The following is a 17,500-nucleotide window of genomic DNA, read 5'->3' on the forward strand; positions in this document are numbered from 1 at the left end:
TCGTCAACGTCTATCGCAAAGCAAATGGCCCAATACGTCTTCACCATGAACCGGGTCGGCAAGATCGTGCCGCCCAAGCGTCAAATTCTCAAGGACATCTCGCTGTCGTTCTTTCCCGGCGCGAAGATCGGCCTGCTCGGCCTGAACGGCTCGGGCAAGTCGACCCTGATCCGCATCATGGCCGGGGTGGACAAGGACATCGAAGGCGAAGCCACGCCGATGCCGAATCTGAACATCGGCTATCTGCCGCAGGAACCGCAACTCGATCCGGAAAAGACCGTGCGCGAAGCCGTGGAAGAAGGTCTCGGCGACGTGTTCAACGCGCAGAAAAAGCTCGACGAAATCTACGCGGCCTACGCGGAACCGGACGCGGACTTCGACGCGCTCGCCGCCGAACAGGCGAAGTACGAAGCGATTCTCGCCACCAGCGACGGCGGCAGCGCCGAGCAGCAGATCGAAATCGCCGCCGACGCACTGCGTCTGCCGGCCTGGGACGCGAAGATCGAGCATCTGTCGGGCGGCGAAAAGCGCCGCGTCGCACTGTGCAAGCTGCTGCTCGAAAAGCCTGACATGCTGCTGCTCGACGAGCCGACCAACCACCTGGACGCGGAATCGGTCGACTGGCTCGAGCAGTTCCTCACGCGCTTTCCGGGCACCGTCGTCGCCGTCACCCACGACCGCTACTTCCTCGACAACGCCGCCGAGTGGATTCTCGAACTCGACCGCGGCCACGGCATTCCGTGGAAGGGCAATTACAGCAGCTGGCTCGATCAGAAAGAAGAACGCCTGAAGCAGGAAGAGTCGTCGGAATCGGCGCGTCAGAAGGCGATCAAGAAAGAACTGGAATGGGTGCGCCAGAATCCCAAGGGCCGGCAGGCAAAGTCGAAGGCGCGTATCGCCCGCTTCGAGGAACTGAGCAGCCAGGACTACCAGAAGCGCAACGAAACCTCGGAAATCTTCATCCCTGTCGGCGACCGTCTGGGCAACGAAGTGATCGAGTTCAAGAACGTCAGCAAGTCGTACGGCGATCGTCTGCTGCTCGACGACGTCAGCTTCAGGATTCCGGCTGGCGCGATCGTCGGCATCATCGGGCCGAACGGCGCGGGTAAGTCCACGCTGTTCCGCATGCTCACCGGCCGCGAACAGCCGGATTCGGGCGAGATCGTGCAAGGCCCGACCGTCAAGCTCGCCTACGTGGATCAAAGCCGCGACGCGCTGGACGGCTCGAAGACCGTGTTCGAAGAAATCTCCGGCGGCGCCGACGTGCTGACGGTGGGCAAGTACGAAACGCCGTCGCGCGCGTACATCGGCCGCTTCAACTTCAAGGGTGGCGACCAGCAGAAGGTGGTCGGCAATCTGTCGGGCGGCGAACGCGGCCGGCTGCATCTGGCGAAGACGCTGATCGCCGGCGGCAACGTGCTGCTGCTCGACGAACCGTCGAACGACCTCGACGTGGAAACGCTGCGCGCACTGGAAGACGCGTTGCTGGAATTCGCCGGTTCGGTGCTGGTCATTTCGCACGATCGCTGGTTTCTCGACCGGATTGCGACGCACATCCTCGCGTTCGAAGGCGACTCGCAAGTGACGTTCTTCGACGGCAACTACCAGGAATACGAAGCGGACAAGCGTGCGCGTCTCGGTGAAGAAGGCGCCCGTCCCACGCGTCTGCGTTACAAGCCGATCACGCGTTGAGCGGACGCACGGCGCGCGTTGCGGGGAAGAGGTATCGGGCACGCGCCGTGCAATCAGCGACATCAGAACCGATTAAAAGCCACACCGCCCGCCAGGCGGTGACGAGGAGGCAATAAACATGGCGATGTCGAAGGGCAAACGCTGGATCGTTGCGGCAGGCAGCGTGCTGCTGGTGTTGATCGTGATTGCGCTCGGCGCGGTGCTGTTCGTGCAGCACGAGGTCAAGGCGCGAGTGGTCGCGGCGCTCGGGCCGCTTGGCAGCGCGCAAAGCATCCACGTCGGCCTCACCTCGGTTCGTCTCACCAACGTTCTGCTGAAGGCGCCGCCCGGCTGGCCGGCAGGCGATCCGTTACGCGCCGACGAGGTCGTCATCACGCCGGATATTGGCGACATGATCGCGCGGCGTCTGCATATTCGCAGCGCGGTCGTGCGCGGCTTCGACATGGCGGTGCTGCGCTCGAAGGACGGGGCGGTTCGCCTGCTGCCGAATCTGCGGCAATCGGTGAACAACACCGACCAGCAGGCAAGCGGCGTCGTGGTGACGAAAACGCGCGACAAGCAGATCGACCACATCGCGTTCGAACAGGGCAACTTCCACTTCTACGATATGACCGTCGGGCCGCCGGCCTTCCAGGTAACGGTCAGCGAGGCCAACGCCAGCGTCGACGATCTGCAATTGCCGGAGCTCGCGGAACCCACGAAGCTCAATCTCACCGGCTCGATCAAAGGTCCGCAGCATACCGGCACGATTGCATTCGGCGGCTGGATCAGGATTTCCAACAAGGACTCGCAGACCCGCAGCACGCTGCGCGGCGTCGATATCGTCACGCTCGATCCGTATCTGTTGAAAAAGGCCGGGGCGAAAGCCCAGGTGACCGGCGGTACGCTCGATCTGACGGTCGACTCGACGGTCAGCAACTATCGGTTGCACGCGCCCGGTACGGTGACGGTCCACAACCTGCAGCTCGCCGATAGCGACAATCCGCTCGACACGTTCATGTCGATTCCGACCAAGGCGGCGGTCGCCGCGCTCAAGACGCACAACGGCGATATCACGCTGAACTTCGTGCTGGACGGCAACCTGCACGACCCGAAGTTCTCGGTACAGGAAGGTTTGTTGATGCGCCTCGGCGCAGGGCTCGCGAAGACGCTGGGCGGCGTGAGCGTCGAAGGTGTGGCGAAGGGCGCGGGCGATACGGTCAAAGGCTTGGGGAACGCGCTGAAGAATCTGCTCGGGCAGTAGCAGCCCGGCAAGTCGAGTTAGCTGTTAGAGCATCAGACCGGCAAGCCCAGCGCACGCAGGGCCGCTTCGGTCTGCGCGGCGTTCACATGATGCACGCCGTGCCAGCCGAGCGCGTTCGCGGCTTCGATATTCTTCAGGTTGTCGTCGATGAACGCGAGTTCGTCGGCGGCGACGCCCGGCAGTTGCGCTTCGATGCGCTCGCGCATGGCCGCGAAGATCGCCGGATCGGGCTTCGCCAGCTTCACTCGCCCCGACACGACGATGTCGCGAAACCGCCGCAACACCGGAAAATGCTCCCACGCATAGGGGAAGGTCTCCGCCGACCAGTTCGTCAGGCCGAACAGCGGCACCTCGGCGGCTTCGAGCTTTTCCATCAGCGCCACGCCGTCTTCCAGCACACCCGCCACCATCTCGTGCCAGCGTTCGTAGAACGCGCGGATCAGCACGGCGTGATTGGGAAACCGGGCGATCAGTTCCGCTGTAGCTTCGGCGATCGGCTGACCGCCGTCCTGCTGGATGACCCAGTCCATCGAGCAGACGTGGGTAAGAAACCAGCGCCGCTCGGTGTCGTCAGGAATCAGCTGGCGATACAGATACTCGCGATCCCAGTCGATCAGCACGCCGCCGAAATCGAACACGACTGCCTTGATGGCCATGCGCTCTCCTTTATTCGTGATCCGTTATCCCTGATTCGGCGACGATCAGACCGGCTGCGTGCGCAGTTCGAGCCACGCTTTCGCCTCGCCCGCCACATGCGGCGACAAACGCTCGCGCACCGTCTCGTGGTACGCGTTCAGCCACGCCCGTTCGTCGTCGCGCAGCAGCGCGAGATCGAGGCAGCGGGTGTCGATCGGGCACAGCGTGAGCGTCTCGAACTGGAGGAAATCGCCGAACTCGGTTTTCTCCGCCGCAACGTTCAGCACCAGATTCTCGATGCGGATTCCCCACTTGCCTGGCCGGTAAATGCCCGGCTCGACCGAGGTGATCATGCCTTCTTCCATGGCCGTCCATGTCTCGGCGGGCGCGTAGTGCGAGATGACCTGCGGACCTTCGTGCACGTTCAGGAAGTAGCCCACGCCGTGACCGGTGCCGTGACCGTAGTCCGCGCCGGCTTCCCAGATGGGCGCGCGGGCGATCGCGTCGAGCATCGGTGAACGGATGCCGCGCGGGAACTGCGCGCGCGACAGCGCCATCGTGCCTTTCAGCACGATCGTGAAATCGCGCCGCTGCGCCGCGCTCGGCGTGCCGACCGGCACCACGCGGGTGATGTCCGTGGTGCCGCTCAGATACTGGCCGCCGGAGTCGATCAGCAGCAAACCGTCGCCTTCGATGACCGAATGCGCTTCGTCGGTCGCGCGGTAATGCGGCATCGCGCCGTTCGCGTTGAACCCGGCGATGGTCGCAAAGCTCAGCGACACGAAGCCGGGACGGCGCGCGCGGGCCGCCGTCAGGCGCTCGTCGATCGTGAGTTCGGTGATGGTTTCCCGGCCGAGCGCGCTTTCGAACCACGCGAAGAACTCGGCCAGCGCGGCGCCGTCCTGTTCCATGGTGGCGCGCACGTGCGCGGCCTCCGCCTCGGTCTTGCGGGATTTGAAGAAGGTCGACGGATTGACCGCCTCGACCACCTTCACCGTGGACGGTACCGATTGCAGCAAACCGTAGGTGATCCGGCGCGGGTCGATCAGCAGCGTGCTGTCGGCAGGCAGCGCGGCGAGTGCGGCAGCGGCCTCTCCGTACGGCTTCACATCGATGCCGTCTTGCGCGAGCGCGGCGGCGACAGCGGCAGGCACCTTGCCGTCGGCGATGAACAGCGCGACGCGCTCGGTGCCGATCAGCGCATGCGCGACGAACACCGGGTTGTAGCTCACATCCGCGCCGCGCAGATTGAGAATCCACGCGAGGTCGTCGAGCGTGGAGACGAAGTGCCACTGCGCGCCCTTCTCCGCCATCGCGTGACGGACCTGCGCGAGTTTGTCCGCGCGCGCGACGCTCGCTTGCGGCGCACTGTGCTCGAATACGGTGTCGTCGGGCAACGAGGGCCGTTGTGGCCAGATTGCGTCGAACAGGTCGACATCGGTGCGCAGTTGCACGCCGCTCGCCGTCAGCGCGTGGGTCAACGCACGCGCCGCCGCGACGCCCAGCACCGCACCGTCCACGCCGACCACGCCACCGCGCGCCACGTTCTGCGCGAGCCAGTCGAAATGCGGCACGGTGAGCTGGCCGCCGGTCATCTTCATCAGCTGGACGCCGGTGCCGGCGAGTTGCGCATTGGCCTGCTCCCAATAGCGGCTGTCGGTCCAGACGCCGGCGAAGTCGGCGGTCACGACCAGCGTGCCGGCCGAGCCGGTAAAGCCGGACAGCCATTGGCGGCCCTGCCAGCGGCCGGGCAGATATTCGGACAGATGCGGATCGGCGGACGGCACCAGGTAGGCGGCCACGCCTTGCTGCGCCATCGCGGCACGCAGGCTGGCCAGACGTTCGGGAATGGAAGCGGTGTCGGGGAGTCGGGCGTTCATGGGGTCACCTGCAAGGAATCATCGACGGGAGAGCGAGCCGACCGTCAGAGTGACGGCGATCAACGCGATGGCCGTGCACACCGGCCATTCGAGCGTGTCGCCATCGTGGAAAAGGCCGACGAGATTGCCGGCCATCGCGGCGAGCACGGCGCCGGCCATGCCGGCCGCCGGGCCGATCCACCAGCGGGCGCGGCCGGCGCGGTCAGTGCGGCCAGAACGATTCGCGCGCCGCAGCGGATGCAACCACCAGCCGGCGAGGCCGATGACCGCGCCGAGCACAACGATGCCAGTCCAACCCATTAGCGGAACACCCCATGCACTTTCGGATTCGTCTCATGGGCGCAACGGGATTGGACAGCTAGCATTTTGGCCTCATTAACCAAGAAGTTCAGTACGGCGCTTTTCCGCATAGCGGTTGAGTTTAGGGGTCGGGGTGATCTTAGGCAAGCCGACGGCTTGCCGCTAAAGCCCAGCCGCGTGGGTGCCGAGGCTGACATCGCTCCATGCGCATCGCCCTTATCGAGCCGGATCTGCGACACGCCAAACTGGTCGGCCGGCTGATTTTCGCCGGCGGTCATGCGTGTCAACACTTCACTATCAGTAGCGAGTTCCTCACCCGGGCGGCGGACGAATTTTTCGACCTGCTCATCACCGAGGGCTGGACCGGCGACCGTTCCGCCGAAGACGTCATTCCGCTGGCGCGCTCCATTCTGCCGGGCCTGCCGGTCATCGTGCTGATGAACGAGCCGCGCGAAAGCCAGATCGTCGCGGCATTGCATGCGGGCGCCGACGACTGTCTGGCCAAACCGGTGCGCGGTCCCGAAATGCTGGCGCGGGTCGACGCGCTGCTGCGTCGCGCGGCGCTGCGCAGGCCCACCACCCGGCGCCGCGACGTGATTAGCGGCTATTCCTTCGACGCGACGCAATTCGCGGTCAGTTTCCGCGACCAGACCGTTTCCCTGACGCCGAAAGAGTTCCGCTTCGCGCTGCTGCTCTTCGCCAACCTGTCGCGGCCCGTGTCGCGCGCGCACATTCTGGAGAACGTCTGGTCGCGCGGCCGCGACGTTCCGTCACGCACCGTCGACACCCACGCGTCGCGGGTGCGCAGCAAACTGCAATTGCGACCGGAATACGGCTACTGCCTGATGCCGCTTTACGGCTACGGGTATCAGCTGGACGCGATGTCAACCCAGCCCGTCGTGGAGTCCGGCTGACGGGGGTTGACGGGGCCGCCAATGTAAGAATCGTTAAAACGCTATAATATCGGGCTAAACCATAGCCCCCCTTCAATGCAGCTCCTAACGATCGGAATCAATCACCACACTGCGCCTGTCGCCTTGCGCGAACGCGTGGCGTTTCCGCTCGAACAGATCAAGCCGGCATTGGACACGTTCAAGGGTGTCTGGGCGAGCCGCACGGCCCGCATGGCGCCGGAAGCGGCCATTCTGTCCACCTGCAACCGCACCGAGCTGTATTGCGCGACAGACGACCAGGCGGCTCGCGAAGCCGCCATCCAGTGGTTTTCCCGTTATCACAACCTCCCCGTCGACGAACTCGCGCCCCATGTCTATGCGCTGCCGCAGTCGGAAGCCGTGCGCCACGCGTTCCGCGTCGCCTCTGGGCTCGATTCGATGGTGCTGGGCGAAACGCAAATCGTCGGACAAATGAAGGATGCAGTGCGCACGGCGTCGGAAGCCGGCGCGCTGGGCACTTATCTCAACCAGCTGTTCCAGCGCACTTTCGCGGTGGCGAAAGAAGTGCGCAGCACGACCGAAATCGGCGCACAGTCGGTTTCCATGGCGGCCGCGGCTGTGCGGCTCGCGCAGCGCATCTTCGACAAGATTGCGAATCAGCGCGTGCTGTTTATCGGCGCGGGCGAAATGATCGAGTTGTGCGCCACGCACTTCGCCGCGCAGCAGCCGCGCGAGCTGGTGGTGGCCAACCGTACCGCCGAGCGCGGCACGCGGCTCGCCGAACGCTTCAACGGGCGCGCCATTCCGTTGTCGGACCTGCCTTCGCGCATGCACGAGTTCGACATCATCGTGTCTTGCACGGCATCCACGTTGCCGATCATCGGCTTGGGCGCCGTCGAGCGCGCCGTGAAAGCGCGCCGTCACCGTCCGATCTTCATGGTCGATCTGGCCGTGCCGCGCGATATCGAACCCGAAGTCGGCAAGCTCGAAGACGTGTTCCTGTACACCGTCGACGACCTCGGCGCGATCGTCCGCGAAGGCAATGCATCGCGGCAAGCCGCGGTGGCGCAGGCCGAAACCATCATCGAAACGCGGGTGCAGAATTTCATGCAGTGGCTCGACGCGCGCAGCATCGTGCCGGTCATCCGCCACATGCACACGCAGGCCGACGTGCTGCGCCGCGCCGAAGTGGAACGCGCGCAGAAAATGCTCGCTCGCGGCGACGACCCGGCCGCCGTGCTCGAAGCGCTCTCGCAGGCGCTGACCAATAAGTTGATTCACGGTCCCACGCACGCGCTGAACCGCGCGAGCAGCGAGAACCGCGACAAGCTCATCGAACTGATGAGCGGCTTCTACAAACACTCCGGTCCTTCCGAGCGTTAGCGGCGCGGCACGCAACGTGGCCGCCGCCGCGGTCGGAGCCCAAACGGCTGCGACACCGCGCGCAGCACTTCCGGGCCGATGCCCGATTCCAACTTTGTTTCTGCGGAGTTCGCTCCGCTACCCTGCTCCGCTACCGCTTCGCTACTGATACCGTCCGATGAAAACGAGCATGCAACGCAAGCTCGACCAGCTCACCACCCGGCTGGCCGAACTGAACGACCTGTTGAGCCGCGAGGACATTACCGCGAATCTCGATCAATACCGCAAGCTCACGCGTGAACACGCCGAGCTTGGACCGGTGGTCGAGCATTACGCGCTGTGGCGGCAGGCGTCGAACGACGCGGCCACCGCGCAGGAACTGCTCGCGGACGTCTCCATGCGCGACTTCGCCGAAGAAGAAATCCGCGCGGCACGCGAGCGCATGGAACAACTCGGCGCCGAATTGCAGAAGATGCTGCTGCCGAAAGACCCGAACGACGAGCGCAACATCTTCCTCGAAATCCGCGCGGGCACCGGCGGCGACGAATCCGCGCTGTTCGCGGGCGACCTGTTGCGCATGTATCTGCGCTATGCCGAGCGCAACCGCTGGCAGGTCGAGATGATGTCGGCAAGCGAATCGGATTTGGGCGGCTACAAGGAAGTAATCGTGCGGATTGCCGGCGACGCGGCGTATTCGAAGCTCAAGTTCGAATCCGGCGGCCATCGCGTGCAGCGCGTGCCGGCCACAGAAACCCAAGGCCGTATCCATACGTCCGCCTGCACGGTCGCGGTGATGCCGGAGGCGGACGAGATTGCGGCGGTCGAGATCAATCCGGCCGATTTGCGCATCGACACGTTCCGGGCGTCCGGCGCGGGCGGGCAGCACATCAACAAGACCGATTCGGCGGTACGCGTGACCCATTTGCCCACGGGCATCGTGGTCGAATGTCAGGACGACCGCTCGCAGCACAAGAACAAGGATCGCGCGCTCAAGGTGCTGGCCGCGCGAATCATGGACAAGCAGTCCCAGGAACAGCACGCGAAGGAAGCGGCGACCCGCAAGAGCCTGATCGGCTCGGGCGACCGTTCGGAGCGGATTCGCACCTATAACTTCCCGCAGGGGCGGCTGACCGATCACCGGATCAACCTGACGCTGTACCGTCTCGAAGCATTGATGGACGGCGATCTGGACGAGCTGATCTCGGCGCTGGTCAGCGAGCATCAGGCCGAACTGCTGGCCTCGCTCGGCGACGCGGACTAAACGCTCATGAGCTCCGACACGCCGGCCGCGCTGTTGCGCGCGTCAACGCTACCGCCGCTCGAAGCGCGCATTCTGCTGACGCACGTGCTCGGCTGGCGCCCCACGCAGTTGATCACGCGCAGCGACGATTCGCTCGACGAGGTGTCGGTGGCGCGCTATCTCGCGCTGGAAGCACGGCGCACGAGCGGCGAGCCGATCGCGCAACTGGTCGGCAGCCGGGAGTTTTTCGGGCTCGACTTCACGGTGACGCCCGACGTGCTGATTCCGCGGCCCGACACCGAATTGCTGGTTGAAACCGGACTCGCGGCCATCGACAACATCGCGCATGCCCGCGTGCTCGATCTCGGCACCGGGACCGGCGCGATCGCAGTGGCTATCGCAGCAAACCGGCCCGATGCGCGGGTGTGGGCGCTCGACCGCTCGGCTGCGGCGTTGGCCGTCGCGACGGTCAACGGCACGCGTCTGCTCGATGCGAACCGCCCCGGCGGCGCGCTCGTCTGGCAACAAAGCGACTGGTTCGATTCGCTCGATCCGGCGTTGCGCTTCGACGCCATCGTCAGCAATCCGCCGTATATCGCGAGCGGCGATCCGCATCTGACGCAAGGCGATTTGCGCTACGAGCCGCGCGGCGCGCTTACCGACGAAGCCGATGGACTCAGCGCAATCCGCATCATCGTGGCCGGTGCGCCGGCGCGGCTTGCGGCTAACGGCGTGCTATGGCTGGAACACGGCTACGACCAGGCTGAAGCCGTGCGCGCGCTGCTGGTTGCGCAGGGTTTTGCCGAGGTGCGGTCTGCGCGCGATCTCGCCGGTATCGAACGGATCAGCGGCGGAAGGTGGAAGGCTCGAGGCATGCTTTAGAAACGCTCGAGCCCGGCCCGGCGGCCAGGTCGGCGCGCCGACCCGATAGCCTTTCCAGTCGAAGGGACATAGCGGCCCCCGGTCGGCTGTACCGAAATCCGCTATCATTTCAGCCAGTTCCCCTCACATCACAGAACCGCAAGGTCAGTCATGGACACGCAACAACGCATCAAACAACTCGTCGACGACAACAACGTCGTTCTTTTCATGAAGGGCACGGCCCAGTTCCCGATGTGCGGCTTTTCGGGTCGCGCCATCCAGATTCTGAAAGCGTGCGGCGTCGGCGAAATCAAGACGGTCAACGTGCTCGAGGACGACGAAGTCCGCCAGGGCATCAAGCAGTTCTCGAACTGGCCGACCATTCCGCAGCTGTACGTGAATGGCGAATTCGTCGGCGGCTCGGACATCATGATGGAAATGTACGAATCGGGCGAACTCCAGCAGTTGTTCGCCGCAGCCTGAACGGCGCCAGTACAGAAGCGCCGCGAATCATGGAAACGCGCGTGGCGGCGCCACGCCGGCTGGTCGTGGCGATCACCGGCGCGAGTGGCGCTATCTACGGCATCCGGCTGCTCGAGACGCTGCGCAGGCTCGGCGGCGTCGAGAGCCATCTGCTGATTTCGGCCGCCGGCTGGCTGAATATCCAGCACGAACTCCAGTTGACGAAAGACGACGTGCATCCGCTGGCGGATGTCGTCCACCCGGTGCGCGACGTCGGCGCGAGTATCGCGTCCGGCTCGTTTGCCACCGACGGCATGATCGTCGCCCCTTGCTCGATGAAGACGCTAGCCAGCGTCGCACACGGTTTCTCCGACAACCTGATCACGCGGGCGGCCGACGTCACGCTCAAGGAGCGGCGCCGGCTGGTGCTGCTGGTGCGGGAGACACCGTTCAATCTCGCGCATCTGCGCAATATGACGGCCGTCACCGAAATGGGCGGCGTGATCTTCCCGCCGCTGCCGGCTTTCTACAATCAGCCCACCTCGATCGATCAGATGGTCGATCACACGGTAGCGCGCGTACTCGACCTGTTTGCACTCGGCCCGGCTTTGTCACCAGCATGGCAAGGCTTGCGCGGCGCCGATTAACAACACCAGCGACACGATCAATTCCGTTTTCACCCGTTTATCAAACGCGAGTGCGAACTTATAGTGCAAGCAACCCAATTTTTCGAGCCGCTCCCCCGGCCGCGTTGCTGCCATGAATCGCTTACCGTCGCTTTTCCTGTCCCACGGCGCGCCTACGCTGCCGATCGACCCTTCCCTGCCCTCCGCCGGGTTCGGCGTATTGAGCGCGCAACTGCCCCGTCCCGAATCCGTGCTGATGCTGTCGGCGCATTGGGGCACCGCGCGGCCGGTCGCGAGCACGTCTGCCGCGCCGGAAACCATCCACGATTTTTACGGCTTTCCGCGTCAGCTTTACGAGATCCAGTACCCCGCGCCAGGCGCGCCCGATGTCGCGCGGCGCGCGGCGGTGCTGCTCGGCGAACAGGGCGTCCTCGCCGATGCGCAGCCACACGGCCTCGATCACGGCGCCTGGGTGCCGATGCTGTTGATGTTCCCGCAAGCGGACGTGCCGGTCGCACAGTTGTCGATTCAGCCGCACATGGACGCCGCGCACCATTTCCGCGTCGGCCGCGCGCTGCGCGCTTTGAAAGACGATGGCGTGATGGTGATCGGCTCAGGCCAGATCACGCACAACCTGCGCGCCGCCGATTTCTCCGCGCGCCCGGAAGATGCGGACCCGCGCGTCAGCGAATTCACCGACTGGTTCGAGGAAAAGCTGGCCGGGCACGATATCGACGCGTTGCTGGACTATCGCCGCCAGGCGCCCCACGCGGTCCTGATGCATCCCACCGACGAGCATCTGCTGCCCGTGTTCGCCGCTCTCGGCGCCGCCGATGACGATTTTTCGCTCGCCATCCAGTCGCTCGGCACCTACCAGCGCTCGCTGGCCATGACGAATTACGTGTTCGGCACAGCGTGACGCTAGCGGCGTCGTCCATAAAAAAGCCCGCCTGAGTGACAACTCAGGCGGGCTTTTTACTCGTGCGTCGACTCAATGCGAGCCGATACCCTCGAGCACTTCGTCGTGCTCGCCACGCTCGTCGAGATACTCCGAGCGATAGCCGCTGTGCACGCCCCAGTAATAAAACACCAGCGCAAACGCGATCACTACCAGCATGTCCCAGCCATACGGCAGAACGCCGCTGCCGCCGAACTGCTTGCTGCCAATCAACGACAGCACCGCCATCACCGGCAGATAGACGACGAGCCACCACGCGGCCTTCAGATCACGTCCCCAGCCCGCGAAGCCTGACTTCGCCTGGAAGTAGAAGTACACCGGGAGCGCCACGACCATCAGCAGGATAATTTCGCCGGTCAGCGGCCACTTCGCCCAGTACAGGATCAGCGACGCGCAGACGAACGCGAACGGCGCGATCACCGACATGCCCGGAATGTGCAGCGGCCGTTCCAGATCGGTTGCGGCGCGGCGCAGCGACATCAGGCTGATCGGGCCAGTCAGGTAGGAGATGACGGTCGCGACCGAAATCACCGCCGCCAGCGAACTCCAGCCGCGGAAGAAGAACAGGAAGATGAACGACACCAGCAGGTTGAACCACATGGCCGGGCGCGGCACGCCGTAGAACGGGTGCACGTTGCCGAACATCTTCGGCATCGTGTTGTTGCGCTCCATTGCGTAGATCATGCGGCTCGTGGTCGCCATGTAGGTCGTACCCGTGCCGCTCGGGCTCACGAAGGCGTCAACGTACAGCAGGATGGCCAGCCAGTTCAGGTTCAACGCAATCGCGAGTTCGGCGAACGGCGAGGCGAAGTTGAAGTGGCTCCAGCCCTTCATTACGTCGCCCGGACTGACTGCGCCGATGTAGGCGATCTGCAGGAGCACGTAGATAACCAGCGCCAGCAGAATCGAGCCGATCACCGCGAACGGTACGCTCTTGGCCGGGTTACGCGCTTCGCCGGCGAGATTGATCGGGCTCTGGAACCCGTTGAAGGCGAACACGATACCGCTCGTCGCCACCGCGGTCAGAACCGCCGACCAGCCATAAGGCGCAAACGTGCTGACTTCACCGAAGTTTTCCTTATGAAAACCCGTCAGCATCAAACCGAGAATGGTGGCGCCCGGAATCACGAACTTGAAGACCGTAATAGCTGAATTGGCGCGCGCGAACAGTTTGACGCCCCAATAATTGAGCAGAAAATAAATAATCACCAATAACGCGGATAACAATAACCCGTTGGTCGTTAATGATCCATTCACGAATAACGCATGCGCCCATGGATAAGGCCATGTACTCATATATTGAATCGACGCTTCCGCCTCGATGGGAATAACCGAGACAATCGCAATCCAGTTTGCCCAGGCACTAATGAAGCCAACCAGCGCACCATGCGAATAGCGCGCGTAACGCACCATGCCGCCGGACTCGGGGAACATGGCGCCGAGTTCCGCGTAAGTCAGTGCAATGGCCAGAATCACCACTGCACCAATCACCCATGCACAAATCGCAGCGGGACCCGCAATTTTTGCAGCCTTCCACGCGCCGAACAGCCAGCCCGATCCGATGATCGAGCCCAGGCCGGTCAGCATGAGCGCGATCGGGCCGATGTTCCGTTGTATAGAACTTTTCACGTCTTCTCCTGTATCAGAACCATGACGGCACCGCGTGACATCGCTCGTGGCGCTGGAAGCGGGGTGACGCGCATGCGTTGCGCGACGGCCCATGTTCGATCAGGTGCAACCGACGCGCGGCGCGTAGTTTAACGGTTGCACCCGGCTGTTGCACCGGAACCAAGGGTTGTCCCTGGAAAAAATCTGCGCATTCGGAAAGCTTTGTTAGCAAACTCTGCGCCCAAAAGACGCGCCTTTGTAAAGAAACGGGGAGAGAGTTGACCTTCGCGCAAAATGCCCGTATAACGTCCTGGCAGGATTTCAGGCGGCGAGTGAATTGGTCTTTCGTGGTTCGCCCATCAACGGTACTCCGGTTGGTCTATTACCCCCTTCCTTGATTTTCATGCGCTCTGTGGGCTTCGGCCTTATTCACCATCTTTAGGAAAAAGTAATATGGAAACCGGTACCGTCAAGTGGTTCAACGACGCAAAGGGCTTTGGCTTCATCACGCCGGACGGCGGCGGCGAAGATCTGTTCGCGCATTTCTCGGAAATCCGCACGGAAGGCTTCAAGACGCTGCAGGAAAACCAGAAAGTGACGTTTGAAGTGAAGACGGGCCCGAAGGGCAAGCAAGCTGCAGATATCAAGCCGGCTTAAGCTGTAGTTAGCCCGCAAGCAGTATTAGCTTCCTTCTGGACGCAAAAAACCCCGCCTTGGCGGGGTTTTTTTATATATCGACCGCGATTATCTTCGCAATCCGCGACTCGTCGATAAACGATTATCCGAATATCCGGCGCGCGTGAATGCCCAACCCTGTTGCGACACTGGCGAGCCGGTCGCCGAATACCGCTTTCGCCTCCGGAAACGCTGCCGCCAGTGCGCTGGATAAGAACGACAAGCCGGTCGAGCCGCCGGTGAAGTAAATCGCGCCGACGTCGCGGGTGGCCACCCCGGCGGCCTGCACCGTATCGCGCGCTGCTTGCACGATGCGGCGCGTCTCCTCCTCGCCGGCCTTGATGAGCTGCGCCTCGTCGAAAGCCAGTCGCAGATCGTCCTCCACTTCTTCGAGGTCGATCAGCGTCTCGCCGCCGGCCGCCACGCCGATCTTCGCTTCTTCCGCATGCGCGGCCAGCGCGTGACCCAGACGCCGGTCCACGACGCGGATCAGCCGGTCGTAATGCTTGACCTCGGTGAACAGGTGGCGCATCAGCGTCAGTTCGCTCACGCGTTTCGGCGCGTAGACCGTGTTGATCAGATGCCAGGTGGCGAGATCGAAATAGACGCGGCTCGGAATTTCGCGGCCTTCCGTGTCGAGCGTCTGATAGCCGAGTTCACGCAGAATCGTCCCGAGTTCGACGCGCCGGTCGAAATCCGTTCCGGCGACGTGCACGCCGTGGTGCGCCAGCACATCGTCCTTGCGTTCAATCCGCTGCATTCGCTGCGGTCCCACTCGCACCAGCGAGAAGTCCGACGTACCGCCGCCGATGTCGGCCACCAGCACGAGCCCTTCTTCCGTGAGATGCGATTCGTAATCGAAGGCCGCCGCGATCGGTTCGTACTGGAAGTGAATCTCCCGCAACCCGACCGAACGCGCCGCCGCTTCGAGTTGCTGCTGCGCCATCTGATCGGCGCGCGGATCGTCGTCGACGAAAAACACCGGGCGTCCCATGACCGCGCGGCTGATTGCGTCGCCCGCGCTTTTTTCGGCAGACCGCTTCAGGTGATCGACGAAGATCGCGATGACTTCGGTGTACTTGATGGCGGAACCGTCGCCGAGGTCGGTCGAATTCTCCGCGAGCGGCGAGCCGAGAATGCTCTTCATGGAGCGCATCAGCCGGCCGTCGAAACCGTCGATATAGGCCGCCAGCGCCGCACGGCCAAACTCGCGGGTGTTCTCGTCGGTGTTGAAAAATACCGAGGTGGGCAGCGTGGTGTACGCGCCTTCGACCGGCGCGAGCTTGAGCGTCGTGCCGTCGGGGACGGCCACGGCGGAATTGGAAGTACCGAAATCAATCGCGCAATAGTTCATGGCTGGAATCGCCGCTCACGGCTGGCGCGGACAGAAGAGGGGAGCGGCTTTGTAACACGAAAGCGCGACTAGCATCAACCGACGCTGCCGCAACCCGCGGGATTCCGCCCACCACCCGCTCGACGGAACAGGAATTGCTCAATCCGTCAGGATACGCCGCCAATTTTCTGGAAACAGGAGACAACCCGCAATGAATGTGCCGCCGACCGCCGCAATTCATGAGACGCAGGAACAATCCGGCGATGCCGCGATTATCGAAACCGACCTGCCGTCGCGACTCGACCGCTTGCCGTGGGGACGCTTCCACACGCTGATCGTGGTGGCACTCGGCATCACCTGGCTGCTGGACGGTCTCGAAGTGACCTTGGCCGGCGCGGTGGCGAGCGCGCTGAAGTCGAGCCCCGTCCTGCATTTGAGCAACGCCGAGGTCGGGCTCGCCGGCAGCGCGTACATCGCGGGCGCGGTGCTCGGCGCGTTGGGCTTCGGCTGGCTGACCGACCGGCTCGGGCGCCGCAAGCTCTTCTTCATCACCCTCTTCCTGTATCTGGCGGCCACCGCCGCGACCGCGCTGTCGTGGAATCTGGCGAGTTTTCTGCTGTTCCGCTTCCTGACCGGTGCAGGCATCGGCGGCGAATACACCGCCATCAATTCGACGATCCAGGAGTTCACCCCGGCGCGGGTGCGCGGCTGGACCGATCTGGGTATCAACGGCACGTTTTGGATCGGTGCGGCGCTTGGCTCGGCGGGTTCGCTGATCCTGCTCGATCCGCACCTGCTGCCCGCCGACTGGGGCTGGCGCGCGTGCTTTTTCATCGGCGCGGTGCTGGCGCTGGCCATCCTGCCGATGCGCATCTGGGTACCCGAAAGCCCGCGCTGGCTACTCACGCACGGCGACGAACGCGATGCACGGACCATCGTCGAAAACATCGAAACCCGCTTTCGCAACGAAGGGCACGAACTTCAGGATCGCGACCTGACCCGCTTGCGCCTGCGCGCACGCGGCAACACGCCGCTGCGCGAGGTGTTCGACACGCTGTTCAACGTGCACCGGCGCCGCGCGCTGGTCGGTCTGTCGCTGATGACCGCCCAGGCGTTTTTCTACAACGCGATTTTCTTCACCTACGCGCTGGTGCTGACCGATTTCTATCAGGTGCCCGGGGACCATATCGGCTGGTATCTGCTGCCCTTTGCGCTGGGAAATTTCCTTGGGCCGCTGCTGCTCGGACGGCTTTTCGACGTGATCGGCCGCCGCAAGATGATCGCCGCGACTTACGGCATGTCCGCCATTCTGCTGACCGTGAGCGGCTATCTGTTCGAACAGCAGATGCTCACCGTGGTCACGCAGACTATCGCTTGGATGGTCATCTTTTTTTTCGCGTCGGCGGCCGCGAGCTCGGCGTATCTGACGGTCAGCGAATCGTTTCCGCTGGAAATTCGCGCGCTGGCGATTGCGGTGTTCTATGCGTTCGGCACGGCGCTCGGCGGCATCGCCGGTCCGGCGTTTTTCGGCCGGCTGATCGATTCGCATCAGCGCGGCCAGGTGTTTTCCGGCTATCTGGTCGGCTCCGCGCTGATGCTCGCGGCCGCGGTGATTGCGGCGATCTGGGGCGTGGATGCGGAGGGCAAGTCGCTCGAGAACGTCGCGGCGCCGTTGTCGAGTGTCGCGGACGGCGCGGAATAGAAAACGCGCGACCGGGGCCGCGCGCTGAT

General features: G+C 63.6%; 16 protein-coding genes. 11 read left to right on the forward strand and 5 right to left on the reverse strand.

Features of this window, described 5'->3' with window-relative positions; genetic code table 11:
- Positions 1 to 24: 24 nt before the first annotated feature.
- Positions 25 to 1,692 (forward strand): energy-dependent translational throttle protein EttA, encoded by a 1,668-nt coding sequence (ettA, locus tag FQ746_RS14045; RefSeq protein ID WP_144109995.1) that lies wholly within the window; start codon positions 25 to 27, stop codon positions 1,690 to 1,692.
- A 118-nt stretch (positions 1,693 to 1,810) separates the two neighbouring features.
- A complete protein-coding gene (locus tag FQ746_RS14050) occupies positions 1,811 to 2,935 on the forward strand; it encodes a DUF748 domain-containing protein (RefSeq protein ID WP_144109996.1) in 1,125 nt (374 codons plus the stop codon).
- A gap of 32 nt (positions 2,936 to 2,967) precedes the next feature.
- Here FQ746_RS14050 and FQ746_RS14055 read toward each other — a convergent pair whose 3' ends face one another.
- Genes FQ746_RS14055 through FQ746_RS14065 form a run of 3 tightly spaced genes read right to left on the reverse strand, consistent with a single transcriptional unit; the run spans position 2,968 to position 5,751 of the window.
- Positions 2,968 to 3,591 (reverse strand): HAD family hydrolase, encoded by a 624-nt coding sequence (locus tag FQ746_RS14055; protein ID WP_144109997.1) that lies wholly within the window; start codon positions 3,589 to 3,591, stop codon positions 2,968 to 2,970.
- A 45-nt stretch (positions 3,592 to 3,636) separates the two neighbouring features.
- Positions 3,637 to 5,451: an aminopeptidase P family protein gene (locus FQ746_RS14060; protein ID WP_144109998.1), complete on the reverse strand. Its 1,815-nt coding sequence runs from the start codon at positions 5,449 to 5,451 to the stop codon at positions 3,637 to 3,639.
- 18 nt (positions 5,452 to 5,469) lie between these two features.
- On the reverse strand, positions 5,470 to 5,751 hold the full coding sequence (locus tag FQ746_RS14065; RefSeq protein ID WP_144109999.1) for a hypothetical protein: 282 nt from the start codon (positions 5,749 to 5,751) through the stop codon (positions 5,470 to 5,472).
- A 203-nt stretch (positions 5,752 to 5,954) separates the two neighbouring features.
- Here FQ746_RS14065 and FQ746_RS14070 point away from each other — a divergent pair, with 203 nt between their 5' ends.
- The 7 genes from FQ746_RS14070 to FQ746_RS14100 all read left to right on the forward strand — a co-directional run bounded on the left by FQ746_RS14070 (position 5,955) and on the right by FQ746_RS14100 (position 12,114).
- Positions 5,955 to 6,665, forward strand: coding sequence for a response regulator transcription factor (locus FQ746_RS14070; protein ID WP_144110000.1), 711 nt, complete (start codon positions 5,955 to 5,957; stop codon positions 6,663 to 6,665).
- Between the two features lie 75 nt (positions 6,666 to 6,740).
- Positions 6,741 to 8,027 carry a glutamyl-tRNA reductase gene (gene hemA / locus FQ746_RS14075; RefSeq protein WP_144110001.1) on the forward strand — a complete coding sequence of 429 codons (1,287 nt, stop codon included), beginning with the start codon at positions 6,741 to 6,743 and terminating at the stop codon, positions 8,025 to 8,027.
- 157 nt (positions 8,028 to 8,184) lie between these two features.
- Positions 8,185 to 9,267: a peptide chain release factor 1 gene (prfA, locus tag FQ746_RS14080; protein WP_144110002.1), complete on the forward strand. Its 1,083-nt coding sequence runs from the start codon at positions 8,185 to 8,187 to the stop codon at positions 9,265 to 9,267.
- A 6-nt stretch (positions 9,268 to 9,273) separates the two neighbouring features.
- Positions 9,274 to 10,128 carry a peptide chain release factor N(5)-glutamine methyltransferase gene (gene prmC / locus FQ746_RS14085; protein ID WP_144110003.1) on the forward strand — a complete coding sequence of 285 codons (855 nt, stop codon included), beginning with the start codon at positions 9,274 to 9,276 and terminating at the stop codon, positions 10,126 to 10,128.
- A gap of 150 nt (positions 10,129 to 10,278) precedes the next feature.
- Positions 10,279 to 10,590, forward strand: coding sequence for a Grx4 family monothiol glutaredoxin (grxD, locus tag FQ746_RS14090; RefSeq protein ID WP_144110004.1), 312 nt, complete (start codon positions 10,279 to 10,281; stop codon positions 10,588 to 10,590).
- A 29-nt stretch (positions 10,591 to 10,619) separates the two neighbouring features.
- Positions 10,620 to 11,216, forward strand: a complete 597-nt coding sequence (locus tag FQ746_RS14095; protein WP_144110005.1) for a UbiX family flavin prenyltransferase — start codon at positions 10,620 to 10,622, stop codon at positions 11,214 to 11,216.
- A gap of 112 nt (positions 11,217 to 11,328) precedes the next feature.
- The gene (locus FQ746_RS14100) at positions 11,329 to 12,114 is read left to right on the forward strand and encodes a DODA-type extradiol aromatic ring-opening family dioxygenase (protein ID WP_144110006.1); all 786 of its coding nucleotides are present in this window, start codon (positions 11,329 to 11,331) and stop codon (positions 12,112 to 12,114) included.
- Between the two features lie 72 nt (positions 12,115 to 12,186).
- Here FQ746_RS14100 and FQ746_RS14105 read toward each other — a convergent pair whose 3' ends face one another.
- Entirely contained in the window at positions 12,187 to 13,782 is a 1,596-nt protein-coding gene (locus tag FQ746_RS14105; RefSeq protein WP_144110007.1) for an APC family permease, read from the reverse strand.
- Between the two features lie 432 nt (positions 13,783 to 14,214).
- On the opposite strand from FQ746_RS14105, the gene FQ746_RS14110 reads away from it, so the two are divergent.
- Positions 14,215 to 14,418: a cold-shock protein gene (locus FQ746_RS14110; protein WP_035554962.1), complete on the forward strand. Its 204-nt coding sequence runs from the start codon at positions 14,215 to 14,217 to the stop codon at positions 14,416 to 14,418.
- Positions 14,419 to 14,539: 121 nt separating this feature from the next.
- Here FQ746_RS14110 and FQ746_RS14115 read toward each other — a convergent pair whose 3' ends face one another.
- Positions 14,540 to 15,790, reverse strand: coding sequence for an Hsp70 family protein (locus FQ746_RS14115; protein WP_144110008.1), 1,251 nt, complete (start codon positions 15,788 to 15,790; stop codon positions 14,540 to 14,542).
- Positions 15,791 to 15,980: 190 nt separating this feature from the next.
- Here FQ746_RS14115 and FQ746_RS14120 point away from each other — a divergent pair, with 190 nt between their 5' ends.
- Positions 15,981 to 17,471: an MFS transporter gene (locus FQ746_RS14120; RefSeq protein WP_144110009.1), complete on the forward strand. Its 1,491-nt coding sequence runs from the start codon at positions 15,981 to 15,983 to the stop codon at positions 17,469 to 17,471.
- Positions 17,472 to 17,500: the final 29 nt, after the last annotated feature.

Origin of the sequence: Paraburkholderia sp. BCC1886 (genome assembly GCF_900996245.1) — a bacterium.
Classification (GTDB): Bacteria; Pseudomonadota; Gammaproteobacteria; order Burkholderiales; family Burkholderiaceae; genus Paraburkholderia.